This is a genomic window from Massilia oculi, from assembly GCF_017582745.1.
Lineage (GTDB): Bacteria > Pseudomonadota > Gammaproteobacteria > Burkholderiales > Burkholderiaceae_D > Telluria > Telluria oculi_A.
This window is the reverse complement of the sequence record NZ_JAFVIM010000001.1, coordinates 60,516-83,918: the sequence shown is the minus strand read 5'-3', so window position 1 is coordinate 83,918 and position 23,403 is coordinate 60,516. Positions and strand designations below refer to the sequence as shown.

Annotated in this window: 24 protein-coding genes; 12 read left to right on the top strand and 12 right to left on the bottom strand. The window is 67.1% G+C overall.

Translation table 11 applies throughout. The features are described 5' to 3' along the window. Positions 1 to 40 precede the first annotated feature (40 nt). From deoA to J3U95_RS00380, 3 genes are all read left to right on the top strand, one after another. On the top strand, positions 41 to 1,363 hold the full coding sequence (gene deoA, locus J3U95_RS00390) for a thymidine phosphorylase (RefSeq protein ID WP_208276745.1): 1,323 nt from the start codon (positions 41 to 43) through the stop codon (positions 1,361 to 1,363). Between the two features lie 7 nt (positions 1,364 to 1,370). Further along, positions 1,371 to 1,775, top strand: a complete 405-nt coding sequence (locus J3U95_RS00385; RefSeq protein ID WP_208276744.1) for a cytidine deaminase — start codon at positions 1,371 to 1,373, stop codon at positions 1,773 to 1,775. A 91-nt stretch (positions 1,776 to 1,866) separates the two neighbouring features. Further along, positions 1,867 to 2,178: a hypothetical protein gene (locus J3U95_RS00380; protein WP_208276743.1), complete on the top strand. Its 312-nt coding sequence runs from the start codon at positions 1,867 to 1,869 to the stop codon at positions 2,176 to 2,178. Positions 2,179 to 2,227: 49 nt separating this feature from the next. On the opposite strand, the gene J3U95_RS00375 is transcribed toward J3U95_RS00380, so the two are convergent. After that, entirely contained in the window at positions 2,228 to 2,764 is a 537-nt protein-coding gene (locus J3U95_RS00375; protein WP_005668378.1) for a DUF2058 domain-containing protein, read from the bottom strand. 76 nt (positions 2,765 to 2,840) lie between these two features. Further along, positions 2,841 to 3,251, bottom strand: coding sequence for a VOC family protein (locus tag J3U95_RS00370; RefSeq protein WP_208276742.1), 411 nt, complete (start codon positions 3,249 to 3,251; stop codon positions 2,841 to 2,843). A 119-nt stretch (positions 3,252 to 3,370) separates the two neighbouring features. Between J3U95_RS00370 and J3U95_RS00365 the strand changes: the two genes are divergently transcribed. Beyond that, on the top strand, positions 3,371 to 4,057 hold the full coding sequence (locus tag J3U95_RS00365; protein ID WP_208276741.1) for a DUF2076 domain-containing protein: 687 nt from the start codon (positions 3,371 to 3,373) through the stop codon (positions 4,055 to 4,057). Here the strand turns inward: J3U95_RS00365 and chrA are convergent. Continuing rightward, on the bottom strand, positions 4,054 to 5,274 hold the full coding sequence (chrA, locus tag J3U95_RS00360; protein WP_208276740.1) for a chromate efflux transporter: 1,221 nt from the start codon (positions 5,272 to 5,274) through the stop codon (positions 4,054 to 4,056). The genes J3U95_RS00365 and chrA overlap by 4 nt on opposite strands. Positions 5,275 to 5,358: 84 nt before the next feature. On the opposite strand from chrA, the gene J3U95_RS00355 reads away from it, so the two are divergent. After that, entirely contained in the window at positions 5,359 to 5,901 is a 543-nt protein-coding gene (locus J3U95_RS00355) for a gamma carbonic anhydrase family protein (protein ID WP_208276739.1), read from the top strand. A 6-nt stretch (positions 5,902 to 5,907) separates the two neighbouring features. Here the strand turns inward: J3U95_RS00355 and J3U95_RS00350 are convergent, their stop codons facing one another. From J3U95_RS00350 to J3U95_RS00330, 5 genes are all read right to left on the bottom strand, one after another. Continuing rightward, a complete protein-coding gene (locus tag J3U95_RS00350; RefSeq protein WP_208276738.1) occupies positions 5,908 to 6,696 on the bottom strand; it encodes a LytR/AlgR family response regulator transcription factor in 789 nt (262 codons plus the stop codon). Then, positions 6,696 to 7,592 (bottom strand): sensor histidine kinase, encoded by an 897-nt coding sequence (locus tag J3U95_RS00345; protein ID WP_208276737.1) that lies wholly within the window; start codon positions 7,590 to 7,592, stop codon positions 6,696 to 6,698. Before J3U95_RS00345 ends, J3U95_RS00350 begins: the two co-directional genes overlap by 1 nt. A 5-nt stretch (positions 7,593 to 7,597) precedes the next feature. Further along, positions 7,598 to 7,876: a hypothetical protein gene (locus J3U95_RS00340; protein ID WP_123071649.1), complete on the bottom strand. Its 279-nt coding sequence runs from the start codon at positions 7,874 to 7,876 to the stop codon at positions 7,598 to 7,600. Positions 7,877 to 8,032: 156 nt separating this feature from the next. Then, complete coding sequence (locus J3U95_RS00335; RefSeq protein WP_208276736.1) at positions 8,033 to 8,671, bottom strand: TonB family protein; 639 nt, start codon at positions 8,669 to 8,671, stop codon at positions 8,033 to 8,035. Beyond that, positions 8,671 to 9,234: a GNAT family N-acetyltransferase gene (locus J3U95_RS00330; RefSeq protein ID WP_208276735.1), complete on the bottom strand. Its 564-nt coding sequence runs from the start codon at positions 9,232 to 9,234 to the stop codon at positions 8,671 to 8,673. Before J3U95_RS00330 ends, J3U95_RS00335 begins: the two co-directional genes overlap by 1 nt. A gap of 211 nt (positions 9,235 to 9,445) precedes the next feature. On the opposite strand from J3U95_RS00330, the gene aptA reads away from it, so the two are divergent. The 5 genes from aptA (at position 9,446) to J3U95_RS00305 (ending at position 15,239) form a co-directional block, all read left to right on the top strand. Beyond that, positions 9,446 to 10,762: an omega-aminotransferase AptA gene (gene aptA / locus J3U95_RS00325; RefSeq protein WP_208276734.1), complete on the top strand. Its 1,317-nt coding sequence runs from the start codon at positions 9,446 to 9,448 to the stop codon at positions 10,760 to 10,762. 47 nt (positions 10,763 to 10,809) lie between these two features. Beyond that, a complete protein-coding gene (locus J3U95_RS00320; RefSeq protein ID WP_208276733.1) occupies positions 10,810 to 11,787 on the top strand; it encodes an FAD-dependent oxidoreductase in 978 nt (325 codons plus the stop codon). A 63-nt stretch (positions 11,788 to 11,850) separates the two neighbouring features. Continuing rightward, a complete protein-coding gene (locus tag J3U95_RS00315; protein ID WP_208276732.1) occupies positions 11,851 to 13,326 on the top strand; it encodes an NCS1 family nucleobase:cation symporter-1 in 1,476 nt (491 codons plus the stop codon). Next, entirely contained in the window at positions 13,323 to 14,168 is an 846-nt protein-coding gene (locus J3U95_RS00310; protein WP_208276731.1) for a helix-turn-helix transcriptional regulator, read from the top strand. The genes J3U95_RS00315 and J3U95_RS00310 overlap by 4 nt, the downstream gene beginning before the upstream one ends. A gap of 51 nt (positions 14,169 to 14,219) precedes the next feature. Further along, the gene (locus J3U95_RS00305; RefSeq protein ID WP_229519559.1) at positions 14,220 to 15,239 is read left to right on the top strand and encodes a serine hydrolase domain-containing protein; all 1,020 of its coding nucleotides are present in this window, start codon (positions 14,220 to 14,222) and stop codon (positions 15,237 to 15,239) included. 7 nt (positions 15,240 to 15,246) lie between these two features. Here J3U95_RS00305 and J3U95_RS00300 read toward each other — a convergent pair whose 3' ends face one another. From J3U95_RS00300 to J3U95_RS00290, 3 genes are read right to left on the bottom strand one after another with little or no spacing between them, the layout of a single operon-like run. Further along, positions 15,247 to 15,678, bottom strand: coding sequence for a GNAT family N-acetyltransferase (locus J3U95_RS00300; protein WP_208276729.1), 432 nt, complete (start codon positions 15,676 to 15,678; stop codon positions 15,247 to 15,249). Between the two features lie 11 nt (positions 15,679 to 15,689). Then, positions 15,690 to 17,435, bottom strand: a complete 1,746-nt coding sequence (locus J3U95_RS00295; protein WP_208276728.1) for an allantoate amidohydrolase — start codon at positions 17,433 to 17,435, stop codon at positions 15,690 to 15,692. Positions 17,436 to 17,437: 2 nt separating this feature from the next. Next, positions 17,438 to 18,376 (bottom strand): LysR family transcriptional regulator, encoded by a 939-nt coding sequence (locus J3U95_RS00290; RefSeq protein WP_208276727.1) that lies wholly within the window; start codon positions 18,374 to 18,376, stop codon positions 17,438 to 17,440. Positions 18,377 to 18,485: 109 nt separating this feature from the next. Between J3U95_RS00290 and J3U95_RS00285 the strand changes: the two genes are divergently transcribed. Together J3U95_RS00285 and J3U95_RS00280 are read left to right on the top strand one after the other, a co-directional pair. After that, the gene (locus J3U95_RS00285; RefSeq protein ID WP_208276726.1) at positions 18,486 to 19,730 is read left to right on the top strand and encodes a urate hydroxylase PuuD; all 1,245 of its coding nucleotides are present in this window, start codon (positions 18,486 to 18,488) and stop codon (positions 19,728 to 19,730) included. Continuing rightward, positions 19,727 to 20,968: a M20/M25/M40 family metallo-hydrolase gene (locus J3U95_RS00280; protein ID WP_208276725.1), complete on the top strand. Its 1,242-nt coding sequence runs from the start codon at positions 19,727 to 19,729 to the stop codon at positions 20,966 to 20,968. The genes J3U95_RS00285 and J3U95_RS00280 overlap by 4 nt, the downstream gene beginning before the upstream one ends. Positions 20,969 to 21,010: 42 nt before the next feature. Here J3U95_RS00280 and J3U95_RS00275 read toward each other — a convergent pair whose 3' ends face one another. Beyond that, complete coding sequence (locus J3U95_RS00275; RefSeq protein ID WP_208276724.1) at positions 21,011 to 23,383, bottom strand: S9 family peptidase; 2,373 nt, start codon at positions 23,381 to 23,383, stop codon at positions 21,011 to 21,013. Positions 23,384 to 23,403 lie beyond the last annotated feature (20 nt).

Below are 23,403 nucleotides of genomic sequence, written 5' to 3'. Positions count from 1 at the left end.
GAATGACGTTTTTAAGCTATCAGTGAAAACGGAAACAATCATGTTCCTCCCCCAAGAAATCGTCCGCAAGAAGCGCGACGGCGGCGTCCTCTCTGCCGAAGAAATCCAGTTCTTCGTGCGCGGCATCCCTGACGGCAGCGTCACCGAAGGCCAGATCGCGGCCTTCGCGATGGCGGTCTACTTCAACGACATGACCGTGGACGAACGGGTCGCCTTTACGCTGGCGATGCGCGACTCGGGCCAGGTCATGGAATGGAAATCCCTGGACCTGCCCGGCCCGGTGGTCGACAAGCACTCGACCGGCGGCGTCGGCGACGTGGTCTCGCTGATGCTGGGACCGATGATCGCGGCCTGCGGCGGCTTCGTGCCGATGATCTCGGGCCGCGGCCTGGGCCACACCGGCGGCACGCTCGACAAGTTCGATTCGATCCCGGGCTACAGCACCGTGCCGGAACCGGAGAAGTTCCGCCAGGTGGTGCAGGACGTGGGCGTGGCCATCATCGGCCAGACCGCCCAGCTGGCGCCGGCCGACAAGCGTTTCTACAGCATCCGCGACACCACGGCGACCGTGGAATCGGTGGCCATGATCACCGGCTCGATCCTGTCCAAGAAGCTTTCGGCGGGCCTGGACGCGCTGGTGATGGACGTCAAGGTCGGCAGCGGCGCCTTCATGCCGACGCCGGCGAAATCGCTGGAGCTGGCCGAGTCGATCGTCAACGTCGGCAATGGCGCCGGCACCCGCACCTCGGCCATCCTCACCGGCATGAACGAATCGCTGTGCCACGCCGCCGGCAACGCCGTCGAAGTGCGCGTCGCGATCGACTACCTGACCGGCAAGTCGCGTCCAGCGCGCCTGCACGAGGTGACGATGGCGCTGTGCGCCGAGATGCTCGTCATCTCCGGGCTGGCATCGACCGAGCAGGAAGCGCGCGCCAGGCTGCAGGCGGCCCTCGATTCGGGCGAAGCCGCCGAGCGTTTCGCACGCATGGTCAGCGCCCTGGGCGGCCCGGCCGACCTGATGGACAAGCCTGACGCACACCTGGAAACGGCGCCGGTTATCGTGCCCGTGCCTGCGCTGCAGGCCGGTTATGCGAGTGCGGTCGACACCCGCGAACTGGGCCTGGCCGTGGTGGCGCTGGGCGGTGGCCGCGTGCGTCCGCAGGATGCGATCGACTTCGCCGTCGGCCTCACCGGGCTGGCGGAACTGGGCGACGAGATCGTCGTCGGCCAGCCGCTGGCGATGGTGCATGCGCGCACGCGAGACGCCGCCGAGCAGGCCGTCCGCCAGGTGCAGGCCGCCTACCGTATCGCCCTTGACAAGCCGGCCGTCGAGCCGATGATCCACCGCACCGTTCGTCCCTGAGCCACATATGAAATACGCGAAACTGATCGATGAAGCGCGCGCCGCGCGCGAGCTGGCCTATGCCCCCTACTCGAAGTTCAAGGTAGGCGCCGCGCTGGAGTGCAAGGATGGCCGCATCTTCCGCGGCTGTAACGTGGAGAACGCCGCCTACGGCCTGTGCAACTGCGCCGAACGCACCGCCTTGTTCAGCGCCATCGCCAGCGGCTACCAGCCGGGCGATTTCGCGGCCCTGGCCGTGATCGGCCAGACCGAAGGCCCGATCGCACCTTGCGGCGCGTGCCGCCAGGTGATCCTGGAGCTGGGTGGCAACGAATTGCCGGTGGTGCTGACCAACCTGACCGGCGACGTGTTCGAGACCACCGCAGCGGCGCAGTTGCCGAATGCCTTCGGGGGCCGTGACCTGGGAAATTGAACAGGCCTTGTGATCCGCGATTCGGTCACCACTGTGATGACATCCTTATATGCTTAACCTGAATTCGGAGGTAGTCATGAAGTAAGTCATCGTGCTGTTGAGTGGTGTGATCATCGCGGCGAGCGCCGCGGCCCAGGCGGACAAGACCGGTTCGACCACTACCCAGGCTGAACGGACGGGAACTGTCGATCGGCAGATCCCGGCCAATACCGACCGCGACAAGCGAGAGAACCCGGCGGCGGAGGGACCGGAGAGCGCGAATGTCGTGGATCCTGATTTCCAGGGCAGCAGCAAGCAGGAGACGACCGCATCCGGCATGGGGCAGCCGAAGAAGGAAGGTGAGCGGTCTTCGAAGAAGACCGGTTCGGACGTGCAGGACGTCGAAAACAAGACGAAGCAATAAACGTTCGTCTGGCGGCCCCGTCAGGATATCGTCGGGGGCCGCCTTTTGATTACCACATCAGGTCGTCCGGAATCTTGTAATCCGCGTACGGATCGTCTTCTTCCACTTCCTGCACCTTCTTCTTGATCTGCACCACGATCGAGGCATCGCGCTGGGCGATCTTTTCGCCGATCACGCGCGGCACCAGTTCGAAGCTGCCATTCATGTGGACGATCACCAGGCGTCCCGCCACCAGGTGCTCCACGATCTGTGACGTCACGTGGATGCGCTCGATCTTGGTGCCGAAGGTAAAGTTATAGGGCACGTCGCCCTTGCCCTTCGATTGCTTGTTCTGCTGCACCAATTGAGCAATCTGCGCCAGGATGGCTTTCTGGGTCGCCGCGGCATCGCGCTGGGCGTTCAGCTCACGCGCCCGTTCCGCGTTCTTGCGCTGCATCTCGAGCGCGGCTTCGCGCGACTCATTGACCTTTTCCACGCCGGTGCGCAGCACTTCCTTGTGTTGCTTGCTCTTGTCCTGGTTGACCTGCTTGACCTTCTTCTTGTCGACCAGGCCGGCTTTTAGTAACTGCTCTTGCAGCGAGACCATGTTGTGCTTCCTTGAAATGTTGAATGCCGCTCGCGGCGCCAGCCGATAGGATAGCAACAAGCGCGGCGGAAAGCGATCAGGAGGCTTTCCAGGGATCGTAAGTGCCGACGTTCCACACATGCCCCTCGGGATCGCGGCAGGCGAATTCGCGCCCGCCGTAGGGGGCGTCGTCAATGGCTCTCACGATGTCGGCACCGCTCTCCACTACGCGGCTGTAAACCTGGTCCGCGTCACCCACCCGGATCCAGATGGTCTGGGTCTGCAGTCCGCCGGTCTTTTGCGGCGTGGTCAGGAGCTGGCCGTATTCGTCGTCGGCCTCGGTGCCGATCATGACCATGCCGTCGCCGAGCGTCAGCTCGGCATGGCCGACGTCCTTGTCCTTTCCGGGAACGACCAGGCGCTTCTCGAAACCAAGATTGCTGCAGAGCCATTCGATCATGCGCGAGGCGTCGCGATAGCGAAGGCAGGGAACCACGGTCGAGCTCATTGCATTCTCCTGTAGCGGTCGGGGGGAAGTCCATGGTAGCGCAGCTTATGCCGAGCTTGAAATTCCGATGACTGATCCACAACATAGTGGAATACCTTCCATCAGACAGGAGCTCGACAATGAACCCATCCGACGAAAAGATGTTGCAGGATTTCCTGGGCCAGCTGGTGCAGGCCCGTGGCGTGGCCAAGGACCCGGAGGCCGACGCGCTGATCCAGCGCGCCGTGGCCCAGCAGCCGGACGCGGCCTACCTGCTGGTGCAGCGCGCCCTGCTGGTGGAGCAGGCGCTGGGCAATGCCAAGGCGCGCATCGCCGAGCTCGAAAACCAGGGTAGCAAAGGTGGCGGGGGCTTCCTCGACGCCAATCAATGGGGCAATTCCGCACAGAGCAAGCCATCGAATCCCGTGCCAGGCGTAGGCCAGGGGGCGTACCAGCAAAACGGACCGACCGGATCGGCACCGCAGGCCCAGCCGGCGAAAAGCGGCGGCTTCCTGGGTGGCGCCGGCGGCAGCATGCTGGGCACGGTGGCGGCCACGGCAGCCGGCGTGGCGGCAGGCAGTTTCCTGTTCCACGGCATCGGCAACCTGCTGGGCAATGACGGGCAGGGCGCCTCGAACCATTTGTTGGCGGACAATGCGGCCGACGGTGGCGCCGCCGAGGCAGCCGGGGGCGGGGCGCTGGCGGACCAGGCTGGTATCGGCGCGATCGATGAACCGGGCGGCGGCGACAGCCTGGCCGACAATAACGACGACAGCCTGGGCGGCTTCTTCGACGGCGACGGTTCGGACGAGGGATTATTCGGCTAAACGCTTGCCAGCATGACGCCTGCAGCCGCCGACAGGATCACGACGATCCATGGCGGCGCTTTCCAGACTACGAGCAGCAGGAAGCCTGCCAGCGCGATGCCGGCATCGCGCACGTCGAACACGGCGCTCGTCCACACGGGATCGGCCAGCGCAGCGGCGAGGATGCCGACCACGGCGGCGTTCGCGCCCATCATCGCGTGGCGCGCGGCGGCATGACGGCGCAGGCGGTCCCGGAACGGTAGCGTCCCGTAGACGAGCAGCAGGCCAGGCAGGAACAGCGCCAGCAGGGCGATCGCGGCGCCGGCAGGCGCGCCCGCCGTCATGCCGGCCTGGGCGCCGAGGAAGGCGGCAAACGCGAACAGGGGACCGGGCAGCGCCTGGGCGACGCCATAACCGGCCAGGAAGGTCTCGCTCGGGATCCAGCCGCTGGCCACCGTCTCGGCCTGCAGCAGCGGCAGCACGACGTGTCCGCCGCCAAAGACCAGGGCGCCGGAGCGATAGAAGGCATCGAACAGCGCCAGCGGGGAATATGCCGCCAGGCCGGTTAATAAGGGAAGGCCGAGCAGCAGGACGCCGAACAGCACGAGCGCCGCGATGCCGGCACGGCGGCCAATCGGCATGGACAGTTCCGCGCCGGGCTGCGCGACCGGTCCCCGGCACAGCCAGTATCCGACGCCGGCGCCCGCGGCGATGGCGGCCAGTTGCCCGGCCGGTCCGCCGGCCAGGACCACGATCGCGATGGCGGCGAGCGCGATCGCGATGCGCCGGCGGTCCGGCGTGAGCGTGCGCGCCATGCCCCACACCGCCTGCGCCACCACGGCCACCGCCACCAGCTTGAGGCCGTGCACGACACCCACGGCCGCCGGTCCGGCAAGCGTCACGGCGCCCAGCGCAAATGCGAACATCAGCAGCGCCGAAGGCAGCGTGAAGCCGACCCAGGCCGCGAGGCCGCCACGCAGCCCGCCGCCGCGCAGGACGCCGAGCGCAAAGCCGACCTGACTCGACGCCGGCCCGGGCAGGAACTGGCACAGCGCCACCAGGTCGCCGTAGCGCGCATCGTCGAGCCACTGGCGGCGCAGGACGAACTCGTTGCGGAAGTAACCCAGATGGGCGATCGGGCCGCCGAACGAGGTGAGGCCGAGTTTCAGGAAGATCCGGAAGATGGACCACGCAGAGGAGGTGGGGGGGGCGGCGATGGCGGCAGGGTGTGGCGGCATGTGCGGACCGTGGACAGGAGCGACCCAGCATAACAGCAAACGATGTCGCATCCATGACGCGGCCAGAGTAAGATGGCGGCCATCATGCCCATCGCTCCCTACCTCGACGCCGTCCCGCAAATCGCCGACGGCGTCTACCTCCACGCATCGGCCCAGGTCATCGGCAACGTCCGCATCGGCGCCGATTCCTCGGTCTGGTGCAACGCCGTGCTGCGCGGCGACGTCAACGACATCGTCATCGGCCGCTGCACCAATATCCAGGATCTGACGATGGGCCACGTGGCCCACCGCACACCCCACAAGCCACAGGGCTCGCCCCTGGTCATCGGCGACTACGTCACGGTCGGCCATTCGGTCATCCTGCACGGCTGCCGCATCGGCAACGACTGCCTGATCGGCATGGGCAGCATCGTGATGGACGATGTGGTGGTCGAAGACCTGGTGATCCTCGGCGCAGGCAGCCTGGTCCCGTCGGGCAAGCGGCTGGAAAGCGGATTTCTGTACATGGGTCGCCCGGCCGAGAAGGTGCGCCCGCTGACGGACGCCGAAAAGACCTGGCTGCGCTACTCGGCCGAGCACTACGTGCGGGTCAAGGACAACTACCAGAACACGCCGGCGCAGCCCTGACGGGCCTCACATCTGCTGGAACAGCGCGCCGTGGTTGCGGCTCACTTCCAGTTCTTCCGGATAGCCGCGCAGGCTGAGCATCTGGCGCCCGCGCAGGTCGCGCCGCACCTCCGCGATCGCATCCACGCGCACCAGGGTCGAGCGGTGGATGCGCCAGAACTCGTCCGGGTCCAGCTCTTCTTCCAGTTCCTTGAGCGTCTTGCGGATCAGGTGCTGGGCGGTGGCGGTCTGCACCCGCGTGTATTTGTCGTCCGACTGGAAGAACAGCACTTCGCGCGTGCTCACCATGCGCAGGCTGTTGCCTGACTGGGCCTGGATCCAGCGCAGGTATGCCGGCTTGGCGGCGGCCGTACCGTTCTGCACCAGCAACTGGTCGCCAAGCTGCGCCAGCCGGGCCAGTTGCGCGCCGATGTCCTGCGGCGTGTGTTCGAGCCGGCGGCGCAGGCGCGCCACCGTGGTTTCCAGGCGCGCCAGGGTGACGGGCTTGAGCAGGTAGTCGATGGCGCCCTGCTCGAAGGCCTCGACCGCATACTGGTCGTAGGCGGTGGCGAACACGATGTGGCAGCGCTCGTACATCTGGCGCGCCGCGTCGATGCCGCCCATGCCCGGCATGCGAATGTCGAGGAAGGCGATGTCGGGCTTGTGCTCGAGCGCCAGCGCGACCGCTTCGGCGCCGTTGGCCGCTTCGGCCACGATGCGCAGCTCCGGCCAGGCCTCGTGCAGGCGCGCGCGCAGCTGGTCGCGCATGGGCGCTTCGTCATCGGCGATCAGGGCCGTCGGTTGCGGGTGCGCCATCAGCCGTCTTCCGTCATGCGATAGGGCAGGCGGATCGACACGCAGGCGCCGCCGCCCGGCAGGGCTTCGATCACGAGTTCGGCATCCTTGCCGTACAACAGCGCCAGCCGCTCGCGGATGTTCGCCAGCCCGACGCCGCTGCCGGCATGCAGGTTGAAGCCGACGCCGTCGTCGCACACGTCGACGCACAGGGTGGCGCCCTCGACCCGCGCGCGCACCGTGATCGTGCCGCCGGCGACCTTCGGCTCCAGGCCGTGCTTGATCGCGTTCTCGATCAGCGTCTGCAGCATCATCGGCGGGAACGGCGAGCTGCCGAGGAAGTCGGGCACCTCGAAGCGCACCGCGAGCCTTTCCTTCATGCGCGCCTGCATGATCGCCAGGTAGGCGCGCGACAGTTCGACCTGCTTGCCCAATGTGCCACCGGCGCCCTTGGTATTGCGCATCTGCGGCAGCGAGGCGCGCAGGTATTCGATCAGGTGGCCGTGCACGCGCGCCGCTTCCTTCGGGTCGGTCTCGATCAGCTGGCCGATCAGGGCCAGCGTGTTGAACAGGAAGTGCGGTTCGACCTGGGCCTGGAGCGTGGCCATCTGCGCCTCGGTCAGGCGCCGCTCGAGATTGGCGACGTCGGCCTTGGTCGAGGCGTCGCGCGCCAGCAGCTCGGCGCGGCGCTTGCCGCCGGCCAGCACCTTGACCCCGAACGAGATCAGGATGAACCAGATCGCCGGTTCCGTCAGCTTGACGAACATGCCCGTGACGAACACCAGGAACCAGACCAGGTAGAGCTGGCGCCACTCGATCAGGGCGAGCCAGTCGAAGAAGCGCCACCACAGCACGCCCGCCTCGCGGAAAGCGTCGCGGACGAAGTCGAGTGCGCGGTTGATCTGGGTGGCGGCCATGGTATTTACTCTTGCGTGTAGTGCTTGATGCGGCGCGGTTCGCGGCCGAAGATGGCGATGGCGAGGAATTTCAGCAGCAGCAGGCCGACGAACAGCGCCAGCACGATCGGCACGATGGTGATCAGGGCCGCCAGCACGATCGCGATCACCAGCAGCACCGGCCACGGCATGCGGCGCAGCGAACGGGCGCTGGACTTCGCCAGGCGCCAGGTTGTGCGGCCAGCAACTTCCATATTGCGCAGGATCGATTGGAAGCGACTGGTGGGCGTATGAATGGTTTTCATGCGTGCAAGTCCTTTCTAACAATGATGACCCTACTGTAGGGATGCACCCATGTTACGCCAAGAGCGATCCGATAAACGGTGCGAATTCGGGGACGGGCGGTCGTGAGGGCGGATGAACGGGGGCGCTTGCGACCCCGTTTTTAGTAGTAAATACGCCTATTGCTCGATCAATTTGAGTGCTTCTTGCCGCATCACGTCCAGCATGCCGGCCTCGGGCGTGCGTGCACAGGCGGCCACGGTGGCGTTCAGGACCGGTTCCAAGGCCGGGAAGGACTGGCGCGCCGAGCCTTCGCGGTGCATGCTGTAGATCAGCATGCCGACACTTTCATAAGTCACCGGCAACTCGCGCAGGCTGCGTTCCGGGAAGGTGGCGGCCTGCCAGGCGGCATCGACGTTGAAATCGGCGCAGCTCTTGGTGGCGATGGTGGTGCTGTGGTCTTTCTTGAACTTGAAGGTCACCAGGCCGTTGCGGTGCTCGCCGTTGGCGGGGATGTCCAGCCGCCTGGCCATGGCCAGCGCCAGCGCATCGAGTTCGGCCGAGCGCGAGGAGTCGCGCACCGAAACCACGCCTTTGCGGCCCTTGTCGTCGAGGGCCAGTTCGACCGTCACATTGCCCTGCACGCCGCGCCGCGCGAGCACGGCCGGATAGCCGGCATCGGTCGCGAAGATGGTGATCTCGCGCCAGGTCGGCACCGTGGCCTGGGCCGCGGCCGATTGCGGCGCCATGGCCAGCAGGGACAGCGCCAGGGTCGAGCATGCCGCCATCGCCTTCATCGTGTGATTCCGCGATGCCATCAGTGCGCCGTCCTGTCGTTCCAGTAGTCGCGCAGCAGGCCGTAGAAGACGGTGTCGGCGTACTCGCCGTGCACCAGCCAGCGCTGCGGCATGAAGCCCTCCTTGCGAAAACCCAGTTTTTCCAGCACGCGGCCGGAGGCCTCGTTGCGCGGGTCGATGTCGGCCTCGACCCGGTTCAGGCCGACCTCGCGGAAGCCATGGTCCAGCGCGGCCGATACCGCTTCGAAGGCGTAGCCATTGCCCCAGTGCGCGCTGCCCAGCGCGTAGCCGAGTTCGCAGCGCTTGTTCTGGTTGAAGAAGTGGTGCAGGGCCACGGTGCCGATCAGCTCGCGGTTCGATGCCAGTTCGATCGCGAAGCGCAGCTCGGTCTCGTCGCGGTAGGCTTCCAGCGCGCGGGCGATGGCGGCTTCGGCGAAGGAGATATCGGTCCACGGTTCGGCGCTCCAGTAGCGCACCACGGCCGGGTCGGAAAAGACGGTGTACAGGGCCGGCGCGTCGCTCGCGGCCAGCGGGCGCAGCACCAGGCGTTCGGTGGTCAGGACGGGGGTGATATAAGTCGACATGGTTCGCATTGCCAGTGTGATAAGCGCTTAGCATACCACTGCCGTGACGCCTGTAGGCAGGGCTGCGACCGGCGGGGTTTTCCTGGCGCTAACACGATGCGTACCGCATGTTTTGCGCTTGCGCATGCCGCCAACCGTGTGCCTGTTGCAAGACTCGTCATTCTTGTTCAAACTTCAATGCTTCAGAGCGCCATCGAGACGGGAGCGCATCATGTATGAATCCAGGCCTGCCGCGATGTCATCCTTCTGGATGCCATTCACCAATAACCGCGACTTCAAGCGCGATCCGCGCCTGCTGGTCTCCGCCAAGGGGATGTATTACCGCGACGTCGATGGCCGCCAGGTGCTCGACGGCGCCGCCGGCCTGTGGTGCGTGGCCTGCGGCCACGGCCAGCCGAAGATCGCCGAAGCCATCGCCGCCATGGCCGGCCAGCTCGACTACGCCCCCACTTTCCAGATGGGCCACCCGGCCGCCTTCGAGCTGGCCGAACGCCTGATGGAGTTCAGCGGCCACCGCTTCGGCCACGTGTTCTATACGGGGTCGGGATCGGAAGCCGTCGACACCGCGCTCAAGATGGCGCTGGCCTACCACCGCGCGCGCGGGGAGGGTGGACGCACGCGCCTGATCGGCCGCGAGCGCGGCTACCATGGCGTGGGCTTCGGCGGCATCTCGGTCGGCGGCATCGGCGCCAACCGCAAGCATTTCGGGCCCCTTCTTCCGGGCGTCGACCACCTGCGCCACACGCATGACCTGGAGCGCAACGCCTACGCACGGGGCGAGCCCGAACACGGCGTCGAACTGGCCGAGGATCTGGAGCGCATGGTGACGCTGCACGACCCGTCGACCATCGCGGCCGTGATCGTGGAGCCGGTGTCCGGCTCGACCGGCGTGCTGATTCCTCCCAAGGGCTATCTCAAGCGCCTGCGCGAGATCTGCGACCGCCACGGCATCCTCCTGATCTTCGACGAAGTCATCACCGGCTTCGGACGCCTCACGACGCCGTTCGCCGGCGACTGGTTCGGCGTCGAGCCCGACCTGATGGCCACGGCCAAGGGCATCACCAATGGCGCGGTGCCGATGGGCGCGGTGTTCAGCAAGTCCTTCATCCATGACGCCTTCATGGAAGGGCCGGCTGGCATCGAGCTGTTCCACGGCTATACCTATTCCGGCCACCCGCTGGCCTGCGCCGCCGCGCTGGCCACCCTGGACGTGTTCCGCGAACAGGCGGTGCTGGAGAACGCTGCGCGCATGCAGCCGTATTTCGAGGAAGCGCTGCAATCGCTGCGCGGCCTGCCGCACGTGATCGACCTGCGCTCGATCGGCATCATCGCCGGCATCGAGCTGGCGCCCATCGCGGGCCAGCCCGGCGCGCGCGGCTATGCGGCGCTCAAGCAAGCCTTCGCCGACGGCCTGCTCATCCGCATCACGGGCGACATCATCGCGCTGTCGCCGCCGCTGATTCTGGAGAAACAACACGTCGACGAATTGTTCGGCAAGCTGGCCAGGGTCCTGACACAACTGGCTTGATACTAAAGAGGGCGCGAGACGCCCCGCACGACAAGAAAGAGAGACCGATGACCGCCACCACCGACGTCCTGGACCTGTCCGCATCCGACGAATCTTCCCTAGCCGGCGAACCGGCGCCGCCGACCGGCAAGCAGGCGGCCGTGGTCGGCGCCGGCATGGCCGGCATGGCCTGCGCCATCCGCCTGGCGCTGCTCGGCAATGGCGTCGTGCTGTACGAAGCGCGCTCGCGCGAGCGCATGTGTGAGACTGCGCCGGCGAGCGCGTCCGAGCAGGCGCTGTTCGAGCGGCTGGAGGCCCAGGGCCGCATCCGCTGCGAATACGGCCGCAAGCTGGGCGTCGACCTCGAGCTGGCCGACCTGCACCTGTGGCACGACGCGATCTTCCTCGGCGTCGGCCTGGCGTCCAGCCGCGTGCTGGCGCTGTCCGGCAGCGATCCGGCCGGCCTGGTCGACGCCGGCCGCCGCCTCGCCGCCGTGTATGCGCTGGACGACCTGCTGGCGCTGCCGGTGCCGCAGCGCGCGATCGTGATCGGCGCCAGCCGCGGCGCGGTCGGGATGGCGGCGCGCCTCAAGCAATTGGGCGCCCAGGACGTCACGCTGGCGCTGCGCCACGCCCTGGCGCCCGACGGCCGCGAAGAAGAAGTCGCGCGCGCCTGCTTCGTGCGGGTGCGCGGCTGGGTCGCGCCGCTCGAGGTGCTGCGCGACGAACGCGGCGCGGTCGGGTCGGTGCGCTTCGAGCAGACCCGCCTGCTGGGCGAGCGCATGGTCGACACCGGCGGCTTCACCGAGATCGCCGCCCACGCCGTGTTCAAGGCGGTGGGCCGCGCGGCCGGGGCCGACCGCGATCCGCTCGTGCGCCAGCAGTCGCGCGAGGGCGACCGGATCGAGGTCGACGGGTGCTTCCGCACCGCGCTGCCGGGCATATATGCCGGCGGCGATTGCGTGGCGGCGCACCTGGAACGGATGCAGGCCCGCCGCCATGGCCTGCAGGCTGCGCAGGCGATCCATGCCGACCTGCAGGCCTGAGGTTTTCGCGTCGTATTGACGTTTGCGTTACACTCGCGCGCATCGATCCAACCGACGCGCGCCGTGACTCATCCGACTTTGACAAGCAACGATCTCTGGAACGACGACCTCGCTCCGACCACCGCAGCGCAGCGCACCTGGCGCTGGTACCACTTCGCCGCCCTGTGGGTGGGCATGGTCATGTGCATCCCCGCCTACACGCTGTCGGCCAGCCTGGTGCAGGCGGGCATGTCGGGTTGGCAGGCGGTGCTGACCGTCTTTTTGGCGAACGCCATCGTGCTGGTGCCGATGCTGCTGATCGGCCATGCCGGCGCCAAGTACGGCATTCCCTACGCGGTGCTGGCGCGCACCTCGTTCGGCACCGGCGGGGCCAAGCTGCCGGCGCTGATGCGCGCCATCGTCGCCTGCGGCTGGTACGGCATCCAGACCTGGTTCGGCGGCAGCATGATCTATACCCTGCTGGGCGTGATGAACGGCGCCCCGATCGGTGGCGAGCCTCTCGGCTGGCTCGGCATCAACCTGGCGCAGCTCTCGTGCTTCCTCGCGTTCTGGGCGATCCAGCTGTACTTCGTGGTGCACGGCATGGAATCGATCCGCCAGCTCGAGACCTGGACCGCGCCCCTGAAAATCGCGATCTGCTTCGTGCTGCTGTGGTGGGTGCACAGGCAGGTCGGTGGCGACGGGTTCGGTCCGCTGCTCGAGCAGCGCTCGCAGTTCGTGCCCGGCGGGCCGAAGGAAGGGCAGTTCTGGTCCACCTTCTGGCCGTCGCTGACCGCCATGATCGGCTTCTGGGCGACCCTCGCGCTGAACATCCCCGACTTCACCCGCTTCGCCAAGTCGCAGCGCGACCAGGTGATCGGCCAGACCGTCGGCCTGCCGCTGCCCATGGGCCTGCTGGCGGCGCTGGCGGTGATCGTCACCTCGGCCACCGTGGTGCTGTACGGCAAGGCGCTGTGGGACCCGGTCGACCTGGCCAGCCGCATGACCGGCATCGCGGTGCTGGTCGCCCTGATCGTGCTACTGGTCGATACGGTCAGCGTGAACCTCGCGGCCAACCTGGTCGGCCCGGCCTACGATTTCTCGGCGCTGGCGCCGCGCCGCATCAGCTATCGCACCGGCGGCTACATCACGGCCGGGCTGGCGCTGCTCATGATGCCGTGGAAGATTCTCGAATCGACCCAGAACTACATCATGACCTGGCTGGTCGGCTACTCGGCCTTGCTGGGACCGATCGCCGGCGTGCTGGTGGTCGACTACTACCTGGTGCGCAAGACCACGCTCGACGTCGACCAGCTGTATCGCCACGACGGCATCTACGGCTATGGCAATGGCTGGAACAAGGCGGCGCTGGTGGCCTTCGCGCTGGGCGTGCTGCCCAATATTCCCGGCTTCCTGAACGCGGCCTTCCCTTCCAGCTTCCCCGACGTCGGCGACGTCTTCAAGACGATCTACACCTATGCGTGGTTCGTCGGCATCGCGATCGCCGCGGTGGTTTACGGCCTCATGATGAAAGGGATGAAGGAGCGGGGCGCGCGATGACGGTACGCTTCCGCCCTGGACAATTCTATGGCGTGCGGCATGACCGCACCCAGGGCGGAATCTTCGAACTCGGCGTGCTGGAGGCAAACGCGCCCGAGCACGACGTCCACCTGCACCTGCACGAGGAAGCGCATTTCGTGCTGGTGCTGGCCGGGACTTATATCTCCAGCGCCCATGGCGCACCGAGCCTGGCGCCGGCGCCGGCGCTGGTCTACAACCCGCCCGGCACGGTGCACCGCGATCGCTTTTTGGGCGGGAAGGGGCGCTTCATGACGATCTCGATCGAACCGGCGCGCCTCGACGCGGGCGACGAATTGCGCCGCATCCCGACCTGCGCCAGCTATCTGCAGCATGCCGCCTGCCTGCGCACCGCATTCTCGCTCGCCCGTGGCATGCAGGGCCGGCCGGATTCCTTCCTGCTCGAAGCCGGCGTGTGGGAGCTGCTGGCCCATACCGACACGCGGCCAGGCGTGGCCGCGCGCCAGCCGCCAGCGTGGATGCGCCATGCCTATGGGGCCGTGATGGATGGCGCCGTCGACCCCGGCCTGTCGATCGCCGACGTGGCGGCCAGCAGCGGCGTGCATCCGGTGCACCTGGCGCGCGTGTTCCGCGAGCTGTTCGGCTGTTCGCCCGGCGAGCTGCTGCGCTGGCGCCGCATCGAACGCGCCTGCGCCATGCTGCGCCAGCACGGCCGCAGCGTGGCCGAGATCGCGCTGGACGCCGGCTTCGTCGACCAGAGCCATATGAGCCATGCCTTCCGCCAGCGCTTCGGCATGCCGCCGGGCGCCTGGCGCCGCCGGATGTTTGAAGGATACAAGACGGCGCCGCCGGCGCTTGAATAGACTGGCCATTTCCATGACGAGGAGGGGTGCATGTCCAGATATGCGATAGCCTTGGCTTTCCTGCTTGCGGCAAGCGGCGCCGGCGCCGCGAGCTTCGACGCCGTGACGAGCGAGATCAAGGCCGGCAACTTCAAGCAGATCACCAGCGTGCTGGTGGCGCGCCACGGCAAGGTGCTCTACGAGCAGTACTTCGACGGCGAAGGCGCGCAAGGGCTGCGCAATACGCGCTCGGTGACCAAGACCGTGGGCGGCATGCTGGTCGGGGCAGCCATCGAGCGCAAGCTGCTCACGGTCGATGCGCCGGTGATGTCCTTCTTCAAGGACAAGATGCCGGTCGCGCACCCCGATCCGCGCAAGGACCGCATCACGGTCGAGGACCTGCTCACCATGAGCTCCATCGTCGAGTGCGACGATTTCAACGAGTTCTCGCGTGGGCACGAGGAGCGCATGTACCTGATCGAGGACTGGAGCCGCTTCTACCTCGACCTGCCGGTGCGCGGCTTTCCGGAATGGACGCCGCCGCCCGCCAGGCAGCCCTATGGCCGCGCCTTCAGCTACTGCACCGCGGGCACGGCCCTGATCGCGCCGCTGCTGGAGCGCGCGACCGGACGCAGCGTGCAGGACTTCGCCGACGAAGTGCTGTTCAAGCCGCTCGGCATCGAGCCGGTCAAGTGGCAGCTGCAGCCTTCCGGGGCGGCGATGACCGGCGGGAGCCTGAGCTTGCGCAGCCGCGACCTGTGGAAGCTGGGCCAGCTCTACCTGAACGGCGGCAAGTGGGCGGGCAAGCAGGTGCTGCCGCAGGCGTGGGTCGAACGCTCGATCAAGCCGCATGCCCAGGTACGCGAGGGCGTCGATTACGGCTATCTGTGGTGGCTCCAGCCGTTCACCGTGGGCGACCGGAAGGTGGCCACCTATGCGATGTCGGGCATGGGCGGCAACAAGGTCTATGTGCTGCCGGAGTGGGATGCGGTGGTGGTCATCACCACCACCAACTTCCGCGTGCCGGGGCCGCATCCGCTGACCGAGAAGCTGCTGACCACGCTGATCCTGCCGGCGCTGCCGGACGACTGAGGCGCGGCTATTCGCGGTCCAGGTAGCCGCGCGCCGCCGCCGAATCCTGGTCCTCGAAGATCGCCATTGCGGTGGTCATGCGGCGAAACCCCAGACCGGCATAGAAACCCTCCTTGCCGGGCACCGAGTACAGGAAGATCTTCTTGTGCCCGCGCGCCAGGTCGAGGAGTTCGCCCACGATCTGTTTGCCCAGCCCCTGTCCCTGGTAGCTGGGCAGCAGGGCCACGTCGCACAGGTAGGCGACGTCGACGCCGTCCGCCAGCACCCGGCCGGCCGCCACCAGCTTGCCGTCATCGAAGGCGAAGCGCCTGAACATGCTGTTGGCGAAGGCCTTGCGCAGGTCGTCCGGGTCCTTGCGCGCCAGCGGCGCGACCAGGTACAGCTCGGCCAATTCGTGCCAGTCGATGTGATCGATCGAATCAGTCCAGATCAGCGGCATGCCGTTCCCTGTCAGTGAAAACCGTGGAAGAAGTCGAACAGGACCTGCGCCGCGATCTCGGCATCGTCTGCAGTCATGGTCTCGAGCGGATTGTGGCTGATGCCGCCGTTGCCGCAGCGGACGAACAGCATCGCGACCTCGGTCAGCTGCGCCATGCGCATCGCGTCATGGCCGGCGCCGGAGGGCAATGCAAAGGACGGAAGGCCGGCGCGTTCGACCGCGGCCCCCAGTTGCGCCATCAGCCGCGGCGCACAGGGCACGGCATCGATCTCGAGCAGCTTCCACAGCTTTTCCTGGATGCCGCGCCGTGCGCAAATGGCGCTGATGCCGGCCAGGATGTCATCCACGGCCGCCAGCCGGGTTTCGTCGTCGGCGGCGCGGATGTCGAGCGACAGGCGGCAGGCGCCGGGCACCACATTGACCGAGCCGGCCGGCACTTCCAGCTGGCCGACCGTGCCCACCAGTGAAGCCGGGCCGCTGCAGCGGCTTTCCACCAGCAGCACAATTTCAGCAGCGGCGGCGGCGGCATCGCGACGCATGCCCATCGGCGTGGTGCCGGCGTGGCTGGCCACGCCCTTCAGTTCGACCAGGTAGCGCGAGCTGCCCGCGATCGCGCTCACCACGCCCAGCGGCAAACCGCGTTCGAGCAGCACCGGTCCCTGCTCGATATGCACCTCGACGAAGCCGAGCACCGTGGCGGGGGAGCGCGCGATGGCGGGGATGGCGGCCGGATCGTGGCCGGCGGCCGCCAGCGCCTCGCGCATCGCAACACCGTCGGCGTCGCGCGCATCGAGCAGGGCCAGGTCGAAGCCGCCGGCCACGGCGCTGCTGCCGAGGAAGGTGCTGCGAAAGCGCACGCCTTCTTCTTCGGCGAAGGCGATCACTTCGAGGTCGTAGGGCAGGCGCTCGCCGCGTGCATGCAGCCGGCCGACCAGCGCGATGGGCAGCAGGATGCCGAGCCGGCCGTCGTACTTGCCGCTACTCCGCACCGTGTCGTAGTGCGAGCCGGTGATCAGGGTCTTGGCGCCCGGCCGGGCGGCGGCGTAGCGGCCGACCACGTTGCCGACGGCGTCGACCTGGACCGCCATGCCGGCGTCGCGCATCCAGCCGGCGATGGCGGCGGCGGTGCGCTGGTGGGCCGGCGTCATGTAGGCGCAGGTGAGGCCAGCGTCGCTGTCGCTCATGGCGCCGAGGGTCTCGCACCAGTCCATCACGGTGGCGCCGATGGCGGGTTCGATACCGAGCAGGGCATTGAGCCGGATCTCGGCGATGCGGTGCACCTGGCGCAGCGCTTCGCGCAGCTCGTCGCCAGGGGCGTTGTCGAGGCGGCGCACGAAGGTGTCGATGATGTCTTGCCGCGCCAGGCCGCGTCCCGTCGGGCCTTTCACGGCCAGGATGAAGGGAAAGCCGAAACGTTCGTTGTACTGGGCGTTGAGCGCGTGCAGCCGGGCGTATTCGTCGGGTGTGCAGCGGTCCAGGCCCGAGCTGGCCTGTTCGCAGGTCGATTCAAGCGTCAGTTCGCCGGCGATGGCGGCCTTGCCGGCCAGCTCCGGGTGGGCGCGCAGAAGCGACAGCTGCTCCGCATCGGCCGCGCCGTCGACCGCAGCCTGCAAGGCCAGCTTGAGCGCCGCCAGGGTAGCAAAAGGGCGGGCCGCGGCGGCGCGCGCCGCGATCCAGGGTGAGTGTTCGTAGATGCCATGTAGCGCCCTGGTGAAAGCGTCGGCGTCGAGTTCGTTCAGCTCCTGGATCGTCGGCATGTCTATTCCTTTATCAAGGCCCTTGCCGCGCTGCTTACCTGGTCGCGCAGCCATTTGTGTTCGGTCGACTGGTGCACGCGCTGGTGCCACAGCTGGTAGAAGCGCATCGGCGGAAACTTGAGCGGCACCGTAAAGCTTTTCAGCGGCAGCGTCTTTTCGAAGGCGCGGATGAACTGGCGGCCGGTGGTCAGCACCAGGTCGCTCTGGGTCAGCATATAGGGAATCACGCCGAAATAGGGCGACTCGACCGCCACCCGGCGCTGCAAGCCATGGCGCTCCAGCCAGGCGTCGATCACACCGTGGTAGCCTGGCAGCATCTGGGTCGGGGCCACGTGGGGCAGGTCGAGGTAATCCTCGAGCGTCATCGCGTCCGGCGCCGTGCGTTTGGCGTACGGGCTGTCGGCGCGCATGGTGCAGATGATCGGGTCTTCGAACAGCTTGGACATGTGCAGGTGGGCGGGCGGCTCGTCCCAGTTGGCGATCACCAGGTCCATCTCGCCGTCGGACAGCATGCGCAGGTAGTCCAGGCCGGGGCCGAGGGCGTGGATCACCACCTTGCTGCCGGGCGAGCCGCGCCGCAGCAGCGCCACCACGTTCGGCAGGAAGCGCGCGTCGAGATAGTCGGGGGCGGCGATGTGGAAGGTGCGCGTCGCCTGCTCGGGCACGAACGGCGCCTTGCGCACGAACAGGCTCTCGGCTTCGTCGAGGATGCGCTTGGCCGGTTTCAACAGGCTCTCGCCGTGCTGGGTCGGAACCATGCCGCGCGCGCCGCGCACCAGCAGCGGGTCGCCGGTGAGCTCACGGAGTTTACGCAACGAGGCCGAGATCGAGGGCTGCGGCTGGTTCAGCTTGAGCGCCACCCGCGAGACGTTCTTCTCCACCAGCAGCAGGTAGAGGATGCGGATCAGGTGCAGGTCGAGGTTGCGGGGCAGGCTGGACATCGCAAGGGCGAAACGTATATCAAGGTGGATATGTTGAATATACGCTAAATTTCATGTCGCAGAAATTGGAATCGGCGTATCTTCGATCCATCTCACACAAGGGAAGCCCATGTTCGACACCGGATACCTGGCGCCATATGCTTTGGAGTGGTTCAACCTGCTGCTGCGCTGGCTGCACATCATTACCGGCATCGCCTGGATCGGCGCTTCCTTCTATTTCGTCTGGCTCGACAACACCATCAAGCCGCCGGCGCCCGGCTCGGATCTGGAGCGCAAGGGCGTGTCCGGCGAACTGTGGGCGGTGCACGGCGGCGGCTTCTACAACCCGCAGAAATACCTCGTGGCGCCCGCCGAGCTGCCGCCGGAGCTGCACTGGTTCAAGTGGGAAGCCTATTCCACCTGGCTCTCGGGCTTCGCGCTGCTGGTGGTGGTCTACTACCTGAACGCCAGGGCGATGATGGTCGACCGCAGCGTGGCCGACCTCACCAGCTGGCAGGCGGTCGGCATCGGCATCGGCAGCCTGGTGGCCGGCTGGGTCGTGTACGACCTGCTGTGCCGTTCGAAGCTGGTGCAGCACCAGCTGGCGTTCGGCGCCACCATCTGGCTGCTGCTGGTCGGCAGCAGCTGGGTACTCAGCCACCTGCTCAGCGGACGCGCCGCCTACCTGCACGTGGGCGCGATGATCGGCACCATCATGGTGGCCAATGTGGCGATGCTGATCATTCCCGGCCAGCGCAAGATGGTGAACGCCATGCTGGCGGGCGAGAAGCCTGACCCGAGCCACGGCATCAAGGCCAAGCAGCGCAGCGTCCACAATAATTATTTCACCCTGCCGGTGCTGTTCATCATGATCAGCAACCACTATGCGATGACCTACAATCATACGCATGCCTGGGCCGTGCTGGGCGCGATCATGCTGGCCGGCGTATTGATCCGCCACTTCTTCAACCTGCGCCACAAGGGCCGCATCGAATGGCGGTATCCGACCGCGGGCGTGGCGCTGCTGTTGGCATTGGCGGTCGTGCTGGCGCCGGCGCCGCGCGCTGGCGCCGATCCGGCGGCCGCCGCCGGCCTTGACGCCGCCGCGCGCTTCGCCACGGTGCGCACGATCATGGAGCAGCGCTGCGTGTCCTGCCACGCGCAGCAGCCGACGCAACCCGGCTTCGCGGCGGCGCCGGGCGGCGTGATGCTCCACACGCCGGAGCTGGTGAGCCAGCATGCGGCCCGCATCTACCAGCAGACGGTGCAACTGAAGGCCATGCCGCTGGCGAATCTCACCCACATGACCGATGCCGAACGCGCCCAGGTGGGGGCGTGGTTCGAGTCGGGTGCCGGCACAGGAAAGGCGCCATGAACAATCCCTTGCACGATCGTCTTACCGACTGGATCGACGCACACTTCGACGAACAGGTCGCCTTCTTGCAGGAGGTCGTGCGCATCCCGACCGATACGCCGCCGGGGAACAACGCGCCGCATGCCGAGGCGGTGGCGGACATGCTGGAGGCCGCCGGCTGGCCGGTCGAGCGCCATGCGGTGCCGGCGCAGGACGTCCTTGACCACGGCCTGGAGAGCATCACTAACCTGATCGTACGCCGCCGTTACGGAGGGGACGGCCCGACACTGGCGCTGAACGCCCACGGCGACGTGGTGCCGCCGGGCGAGGGCTGGACCCGGCCACCATATGGCGCCGTGATCGAGGATGGCTATCTGTACGGGCGCGCGGCGGCGGTATCCAAGAGCGACTTCGCCACCTATGTGTTCGCGACCCGCGCGCTGGAGGCGCTGGGCCTGCCGTTATCGGGCGCGGTCGAACTGCACTTCACCTACGACGAGGAAGTCGGCGGCCTGCTGGGGCCGGGCTGGCTGCTGGACCAAGATCTGACCCGGCCCGACTACGTGATCGCCGCCGGCTTCGGCTACGGCATCGTCACCGCCCACAACGCCTGCCTGCAGCTGGAAGTGACCGTGCACGGCAGGGCGGGGCATGGAGCGATGCCGGAGACGGCGGTCGACGCGCTGCAGGCCGCCACGAAAGTGCTGACCGCGATCTATGGCGAACTGCCGGCGCTGAAGAAGATCCGCAGCAACGTGCCCGGCATCGGTTCGCCGACCATGATCGTCGGCCGCATCGATGGCGGGACCAATACCAATGTGGTGCCGGGGAAGGTGGTATTAAGGATGGACCGGCGCATGATTCCGGAAGAAGACCCGGCGCTGGTGGAGGCGCAGGTGCGCGCCCTGGTCGAGGAGGCGGTGCGTGGCCTGCCCGGCATCCGCCTCGAGATCCGGCGCCTGCTGCTGTCGCAGGCGCTGCGGCCCTTGCCGGGCGTGGCGCCGCTGGTGGAAAGCCTGCAGCGCCATGGCCGCGCCGTCATGGGCGAGGAGATTCCCGCGCACGGCACGCCGCTGTATGCCGATGCGCGGCTGTATGGTGAATATGGCATCCCGGCGGTGCTGTATGGCGCCGGGCCGCGCACGGTGGAGGAGTCGAATGCCAAGAAGGCCGACGAACGCCTGCTGCTGGAAGACTTGTGCCGCGCGACCAAGGTCGTGGCGCTGACCTTGCTCGACTTTCTCGGGCCGCCCCCGTAAACGGAAGAAGGCGCTCGCAGGCGCCTTCCGAACTACCGAAGATTACTTCTGCTTGAGCGACCGCTCGAACAGCTCATAAATCCGGCGATACTGGTCATACCACGCCTCCGGCTGCACGTAGCCGTGACGCTCCAGCGGATAGCTCGCCAGTTCCCACTTGTCCTTCTTCATCTCGATCAGGCGCTGCGCCATGCGCACCGAGTCCTGGTAGAACACGTTATCGTCGATCATGCCGTGCGAGATGAGCAGGTGGCCCTTCAGGTTCTGCGCGTACTCGATCGGCGACGACTTCTTGTACGCCTCGGGATCGATGTCCGGGGTGTTCAGGATGTTGGCGGTGTACTCGTGGTTGTAGGTGGTCCAGTCGGTCACCGGGCGCAGCGCGGCGCCGGCCTTGAAGGTGTCCGGTGCGCGCATCAGGGCCATGAAGGTCATGAAGCCGCCGTAGCTGCCGCCATAGATGCCGACGTTGGCGGCGTCGCCCTGGTGCTGGTTCACCATGTACTTGACGCCGTCGATGTAGTCTTCCAGTTCCGGATGGCCCATCTGGCGGTAGATCGCGGTGCGCCACTTGCTGCCGTAGCCTTTAGAGGCGCGGAAGTCCATGTCCAGCACCACGTAGCCGTTCTGCACCAGCAGGTTGTGGAACATCTGCTCGCGGAAGTAATTCGGATAGCGCTTGCTGACGTTCTGCAGGTAGCCAGCGCCGTGCACGAACATCACGACCGGATACTTCTTGCCCGGCTCGAGCTGGGCCGGACGATACAGCTTGGCCCACACCGGATCGCCGCCGGCGCTGGAAGGCACGGCCACGTACTGCGGCTGGATCCACTCGCGCGCCTTGAAGTCCGGCGTGCGGGTGTCGGTCAGCTTGCTCGCTTCGCCGCCCGAGACGGGCACGGTCGCGATCTGGATCGGGGTGTAGCTGGACGACCAGTGCACCAGCAGCTTCTTCTCGTCCGGCGACAGCGCGAACTTCTCGACGCCATCGAGCCTGGTCACTTCGCGGACGTTGCCGCCGTTGGCGTTGACGGCGCAGACTTCGTAGTCGCCCGGGGTCGCGCGGTTGCACAGCATGTAGGCGGTGCTGCCGTCATAGGTCCAGCGCACGTCGCTGGCTTCCCACGTGCCGGTGGTCAGGGCGCGCGGCGCGGCGGCGGTGGCGCTGTCCTTGGTGTACAGGTGCGAGTAGCCGCTTTCCTCGGACAGGTACCACAGCGTGCGGTTGTCCGGCAGCCAGCCGAATTCGGCGTTGTCGTAGTTGACCCAGGCGCCGTCGGTCAGGCGGTGCAGGGGCTTCAGTTTCGCGGCGCCCAGGTCGACGCTGGCGATCCAGCGGTCCTTGTTGTCGACCGCGCGCAGCATGACGGCGACGTTCGCGCCGTTGGCGCTCCAGTCGATCGCGTTGCGGCCGCCCGAAACGACCACCGGGCGGTTGCCTTTGAGCGGGTCCTTCTTGGCGGCGGCGCGCAGCTCGGCCAGCGGGTCGACATTGACGCCCGGGAGCGCGTCGAAGGCGATGTCCTGCACCTTGTTGGTGCGCAGGTCGACCAGCTTCAGTGCATGCGGCACCGGCATATTGCGGCCGACGCGGGTGCGCACGTCTTCGGTCTCTTCGTAGCCCGACTCGTTCACGTAGCGCGGCATCTTGCCGGCGCGGCCCTTGTCGGCGCCCTTGGCGGCGGTGACCACCAGCAGCCAGCGGCCGTCGGGCGACAGCGAGCTGCCTTCGATGGTGACCTTGTCGCCCAGGTAGATCGGGTTCGGCGCCATCGAGGCGTCGGCGCGGCGCAGTTCATCGGTGCGCTCGCGCAGGGCGTCGCGGTCATCCTTCTGGCGCTTGAGGTGCTCGATCAGGCGCAGCTCGGTCGAACGGTAGGGGTCTTCTTCGGGCGCATTCGGGTCCTTGGCGGCGCGCGGCAGGGCGGCCGGGCCGGTGACCTTACTGGTGCGGTCCCACACATACCAGTCGTTGCCGATGCGGTACTGGACCGCGCGCTCGTCCGCCGTGTACTGGGCGGCGGTGATGCGGCTGGCGCCGCGCGTGACCTGGACCAGCTGGCCCGACTTGAGGTCGCGCTCGAACAGGTCGTTGTTGCGCAGGACCAGCATGCGGCTGTTGTTGCGGTTGTAGACGACGTCGGCGCTGTCGATCTTCGGCAGCTCGGCGTCCTTGACCAGCTGGGCCTTGCCGGCCGCGACCTGGAACACGTCACGCACCGGCGAGCCGGTGCGCTTCTGCTTGTAGTACACCTGCTTGCCGTCCCAGCTGAACCAGGCGTCTTCCACCGGGGTGCCGATCCAGTCTGGATGGCTCATCGCCTGGTCGAGGGTGATTGGAGTGGAAGCCGCCGCCGGCAGCGCGATCAGTGCGGCGAAGGAGGCCGCAAACAGGGTAAGTGCAGGTGTTCGCATGTAGAGTCTGATGAGTGAAG

Excerpts from the sequence above, each read along its gene's own strand:
- deoA (WP_208276745.1), top strand. The coding sequence starts at position 41 with ATGTTCCTCCCCCAAGAAATCGTCCGCAAGAAGCGCGACGGCGGCGTC.
- J3U95_RS00385 (WP_208276744.1), top strand. The coding sequence starts at position 1,371 with ATGAAATACGCGAAACTGATCGATGAAGCGCGCGCCGCGCGCGAGCTG.
- J3U95_RS00375 (WP_005668378.1), bottom strand. The coding sequence starts at position 2,764 with ATGGTCTCGCTGCAAGAGCAGTTACTAAAAGCCGGCCTGGTCGACAAG.
- J3U95_RS00370 (WP_208276742.1), bottom strand. The coding sequence starts at position 3,251 with ATGAGCTCGACCGTGGTTCCCTGCCTTCGCTATCGCGACGCCTCGCGC.
- J3U95_RS00365 (WP_208276741.1), top strand. The coding sequence starts at position 3,371 with ATGAACCCATCCGACGAAAAGATGTTGCAGGATTTCCTGGGCCAGCTG.
- chrA (WP_208276740.1), bottom strand. The coding sequence starts at position 5,274 with ATGCCGCCACACCCTGCCGCCATCGCCGCCCCCCCCACCTCCTCTGCG.
- J3U95_RS00355 (WP_208276739.1), top strand. The coding sequence starts at position 5,359 with ATGCCCATCGCTCCCTACCTCGACGCCGTCCCGCAAATCGCCGACGGC.
- J3U95_RS00350 (WP_208276738.1), bottom strand. The coding sequence starts at position 6,696 with ATGGCGCACCCGCAACCGACGGCCCTGATCGCCGATGACGAAGCGCCC.
- J3U95_RS00345 (WP_208276737.1), bottom strand. The coding sequence starts at position 7,592 with ATGGCCGCCACCCAGATCAACCGCGCACTCGACTTCGTCCGCGACGCT.
- J3U95_RS00340 (WP_123071649.1), bottom strand. The coding sequence starts at position 7,876 with ATGAAAACCATTCATACGCCCACCAGTCGCTTCCAATCGATCCTGCGC.
- J3U95_RS00335 (WP_208276736.1), bottom strand. The coding sequence starts at position 8,671 with ATGGCATCGCGGAATCACACGATGAAGGCGATGGCGGCATGCTCGACC.
- J3U95_RS00330 (WP_208276735.1), bottom strand. The coding sequence starts at position 9,234 with ATGTCGACTTATATCACCCCCGTCCTGACCACCGAACGCCTGGTGCTG.
- aptA (WP_208276734.1), top strand. The coding sequence starts at position 9,446 with ATGTATGAATCCAGGCCTGCCGCGATGTCATCCTTCTGGATGCCATTC.
- J3U95_RS00320 (WP_208276733.1), top strand. The coding sequence starts at position 10,810 with ATGACCGCCACCACCGACGTCCTGGACCTGTCCGCATCCGACGAATCT.
- J3U95_RS00310 (WP_208276731.1), top strand. The coding sequence starts at position 13,323 with ATGACGGTACGCTTCCGCCCTGGACAATTCTATGGCGTGCGGCATGAC.
- J3U95_RS00300 (WP_208276729.1), bottom strand. The coding sequence starts at position 15,678 with ATGCCGCTGATCTGGACTGATTCGATCGATCACATCGACTGGCACGAA.
- J3U95_RS00295 (WP_208276728.1), bottom strand. The coding sequence starts at position 17,435 with ATGCCGACGATCCAGGAGCTGAACGAACTCGACGCCGACGCTTTCACC.
- J3U95_RS00290 (WP_208276727.1), bottom strand. The coding sequence starts at position 18,376 with ATGTCCAGCCTGCCCCGCAACCTCGACCTGCACCTGATCCGCATCCTC.
- J3U95_RS00285 (WP_208276726.1), top strand. The coding sequence starts at position 18,486 with ATGTTCGACACCGGATACCTGGCGCCATATGCTTTGGAGTGGTTCAAC.
- J3U95_RS00280 (WP_208276725.1), top strand. The coding sequence starts at position 19,727 with ATGAACAATCCCTTGCACGATCGTCTTACCGACTGGATCGACGCACAC.
- J3U95_RS00275 (WP_208276724.1), bottom strand. The coding sequence starts at position 23,383 with ATGCGAACACCTGCACTTACCCTGTTTGCGGCCTCCTTCGCCGCACTG.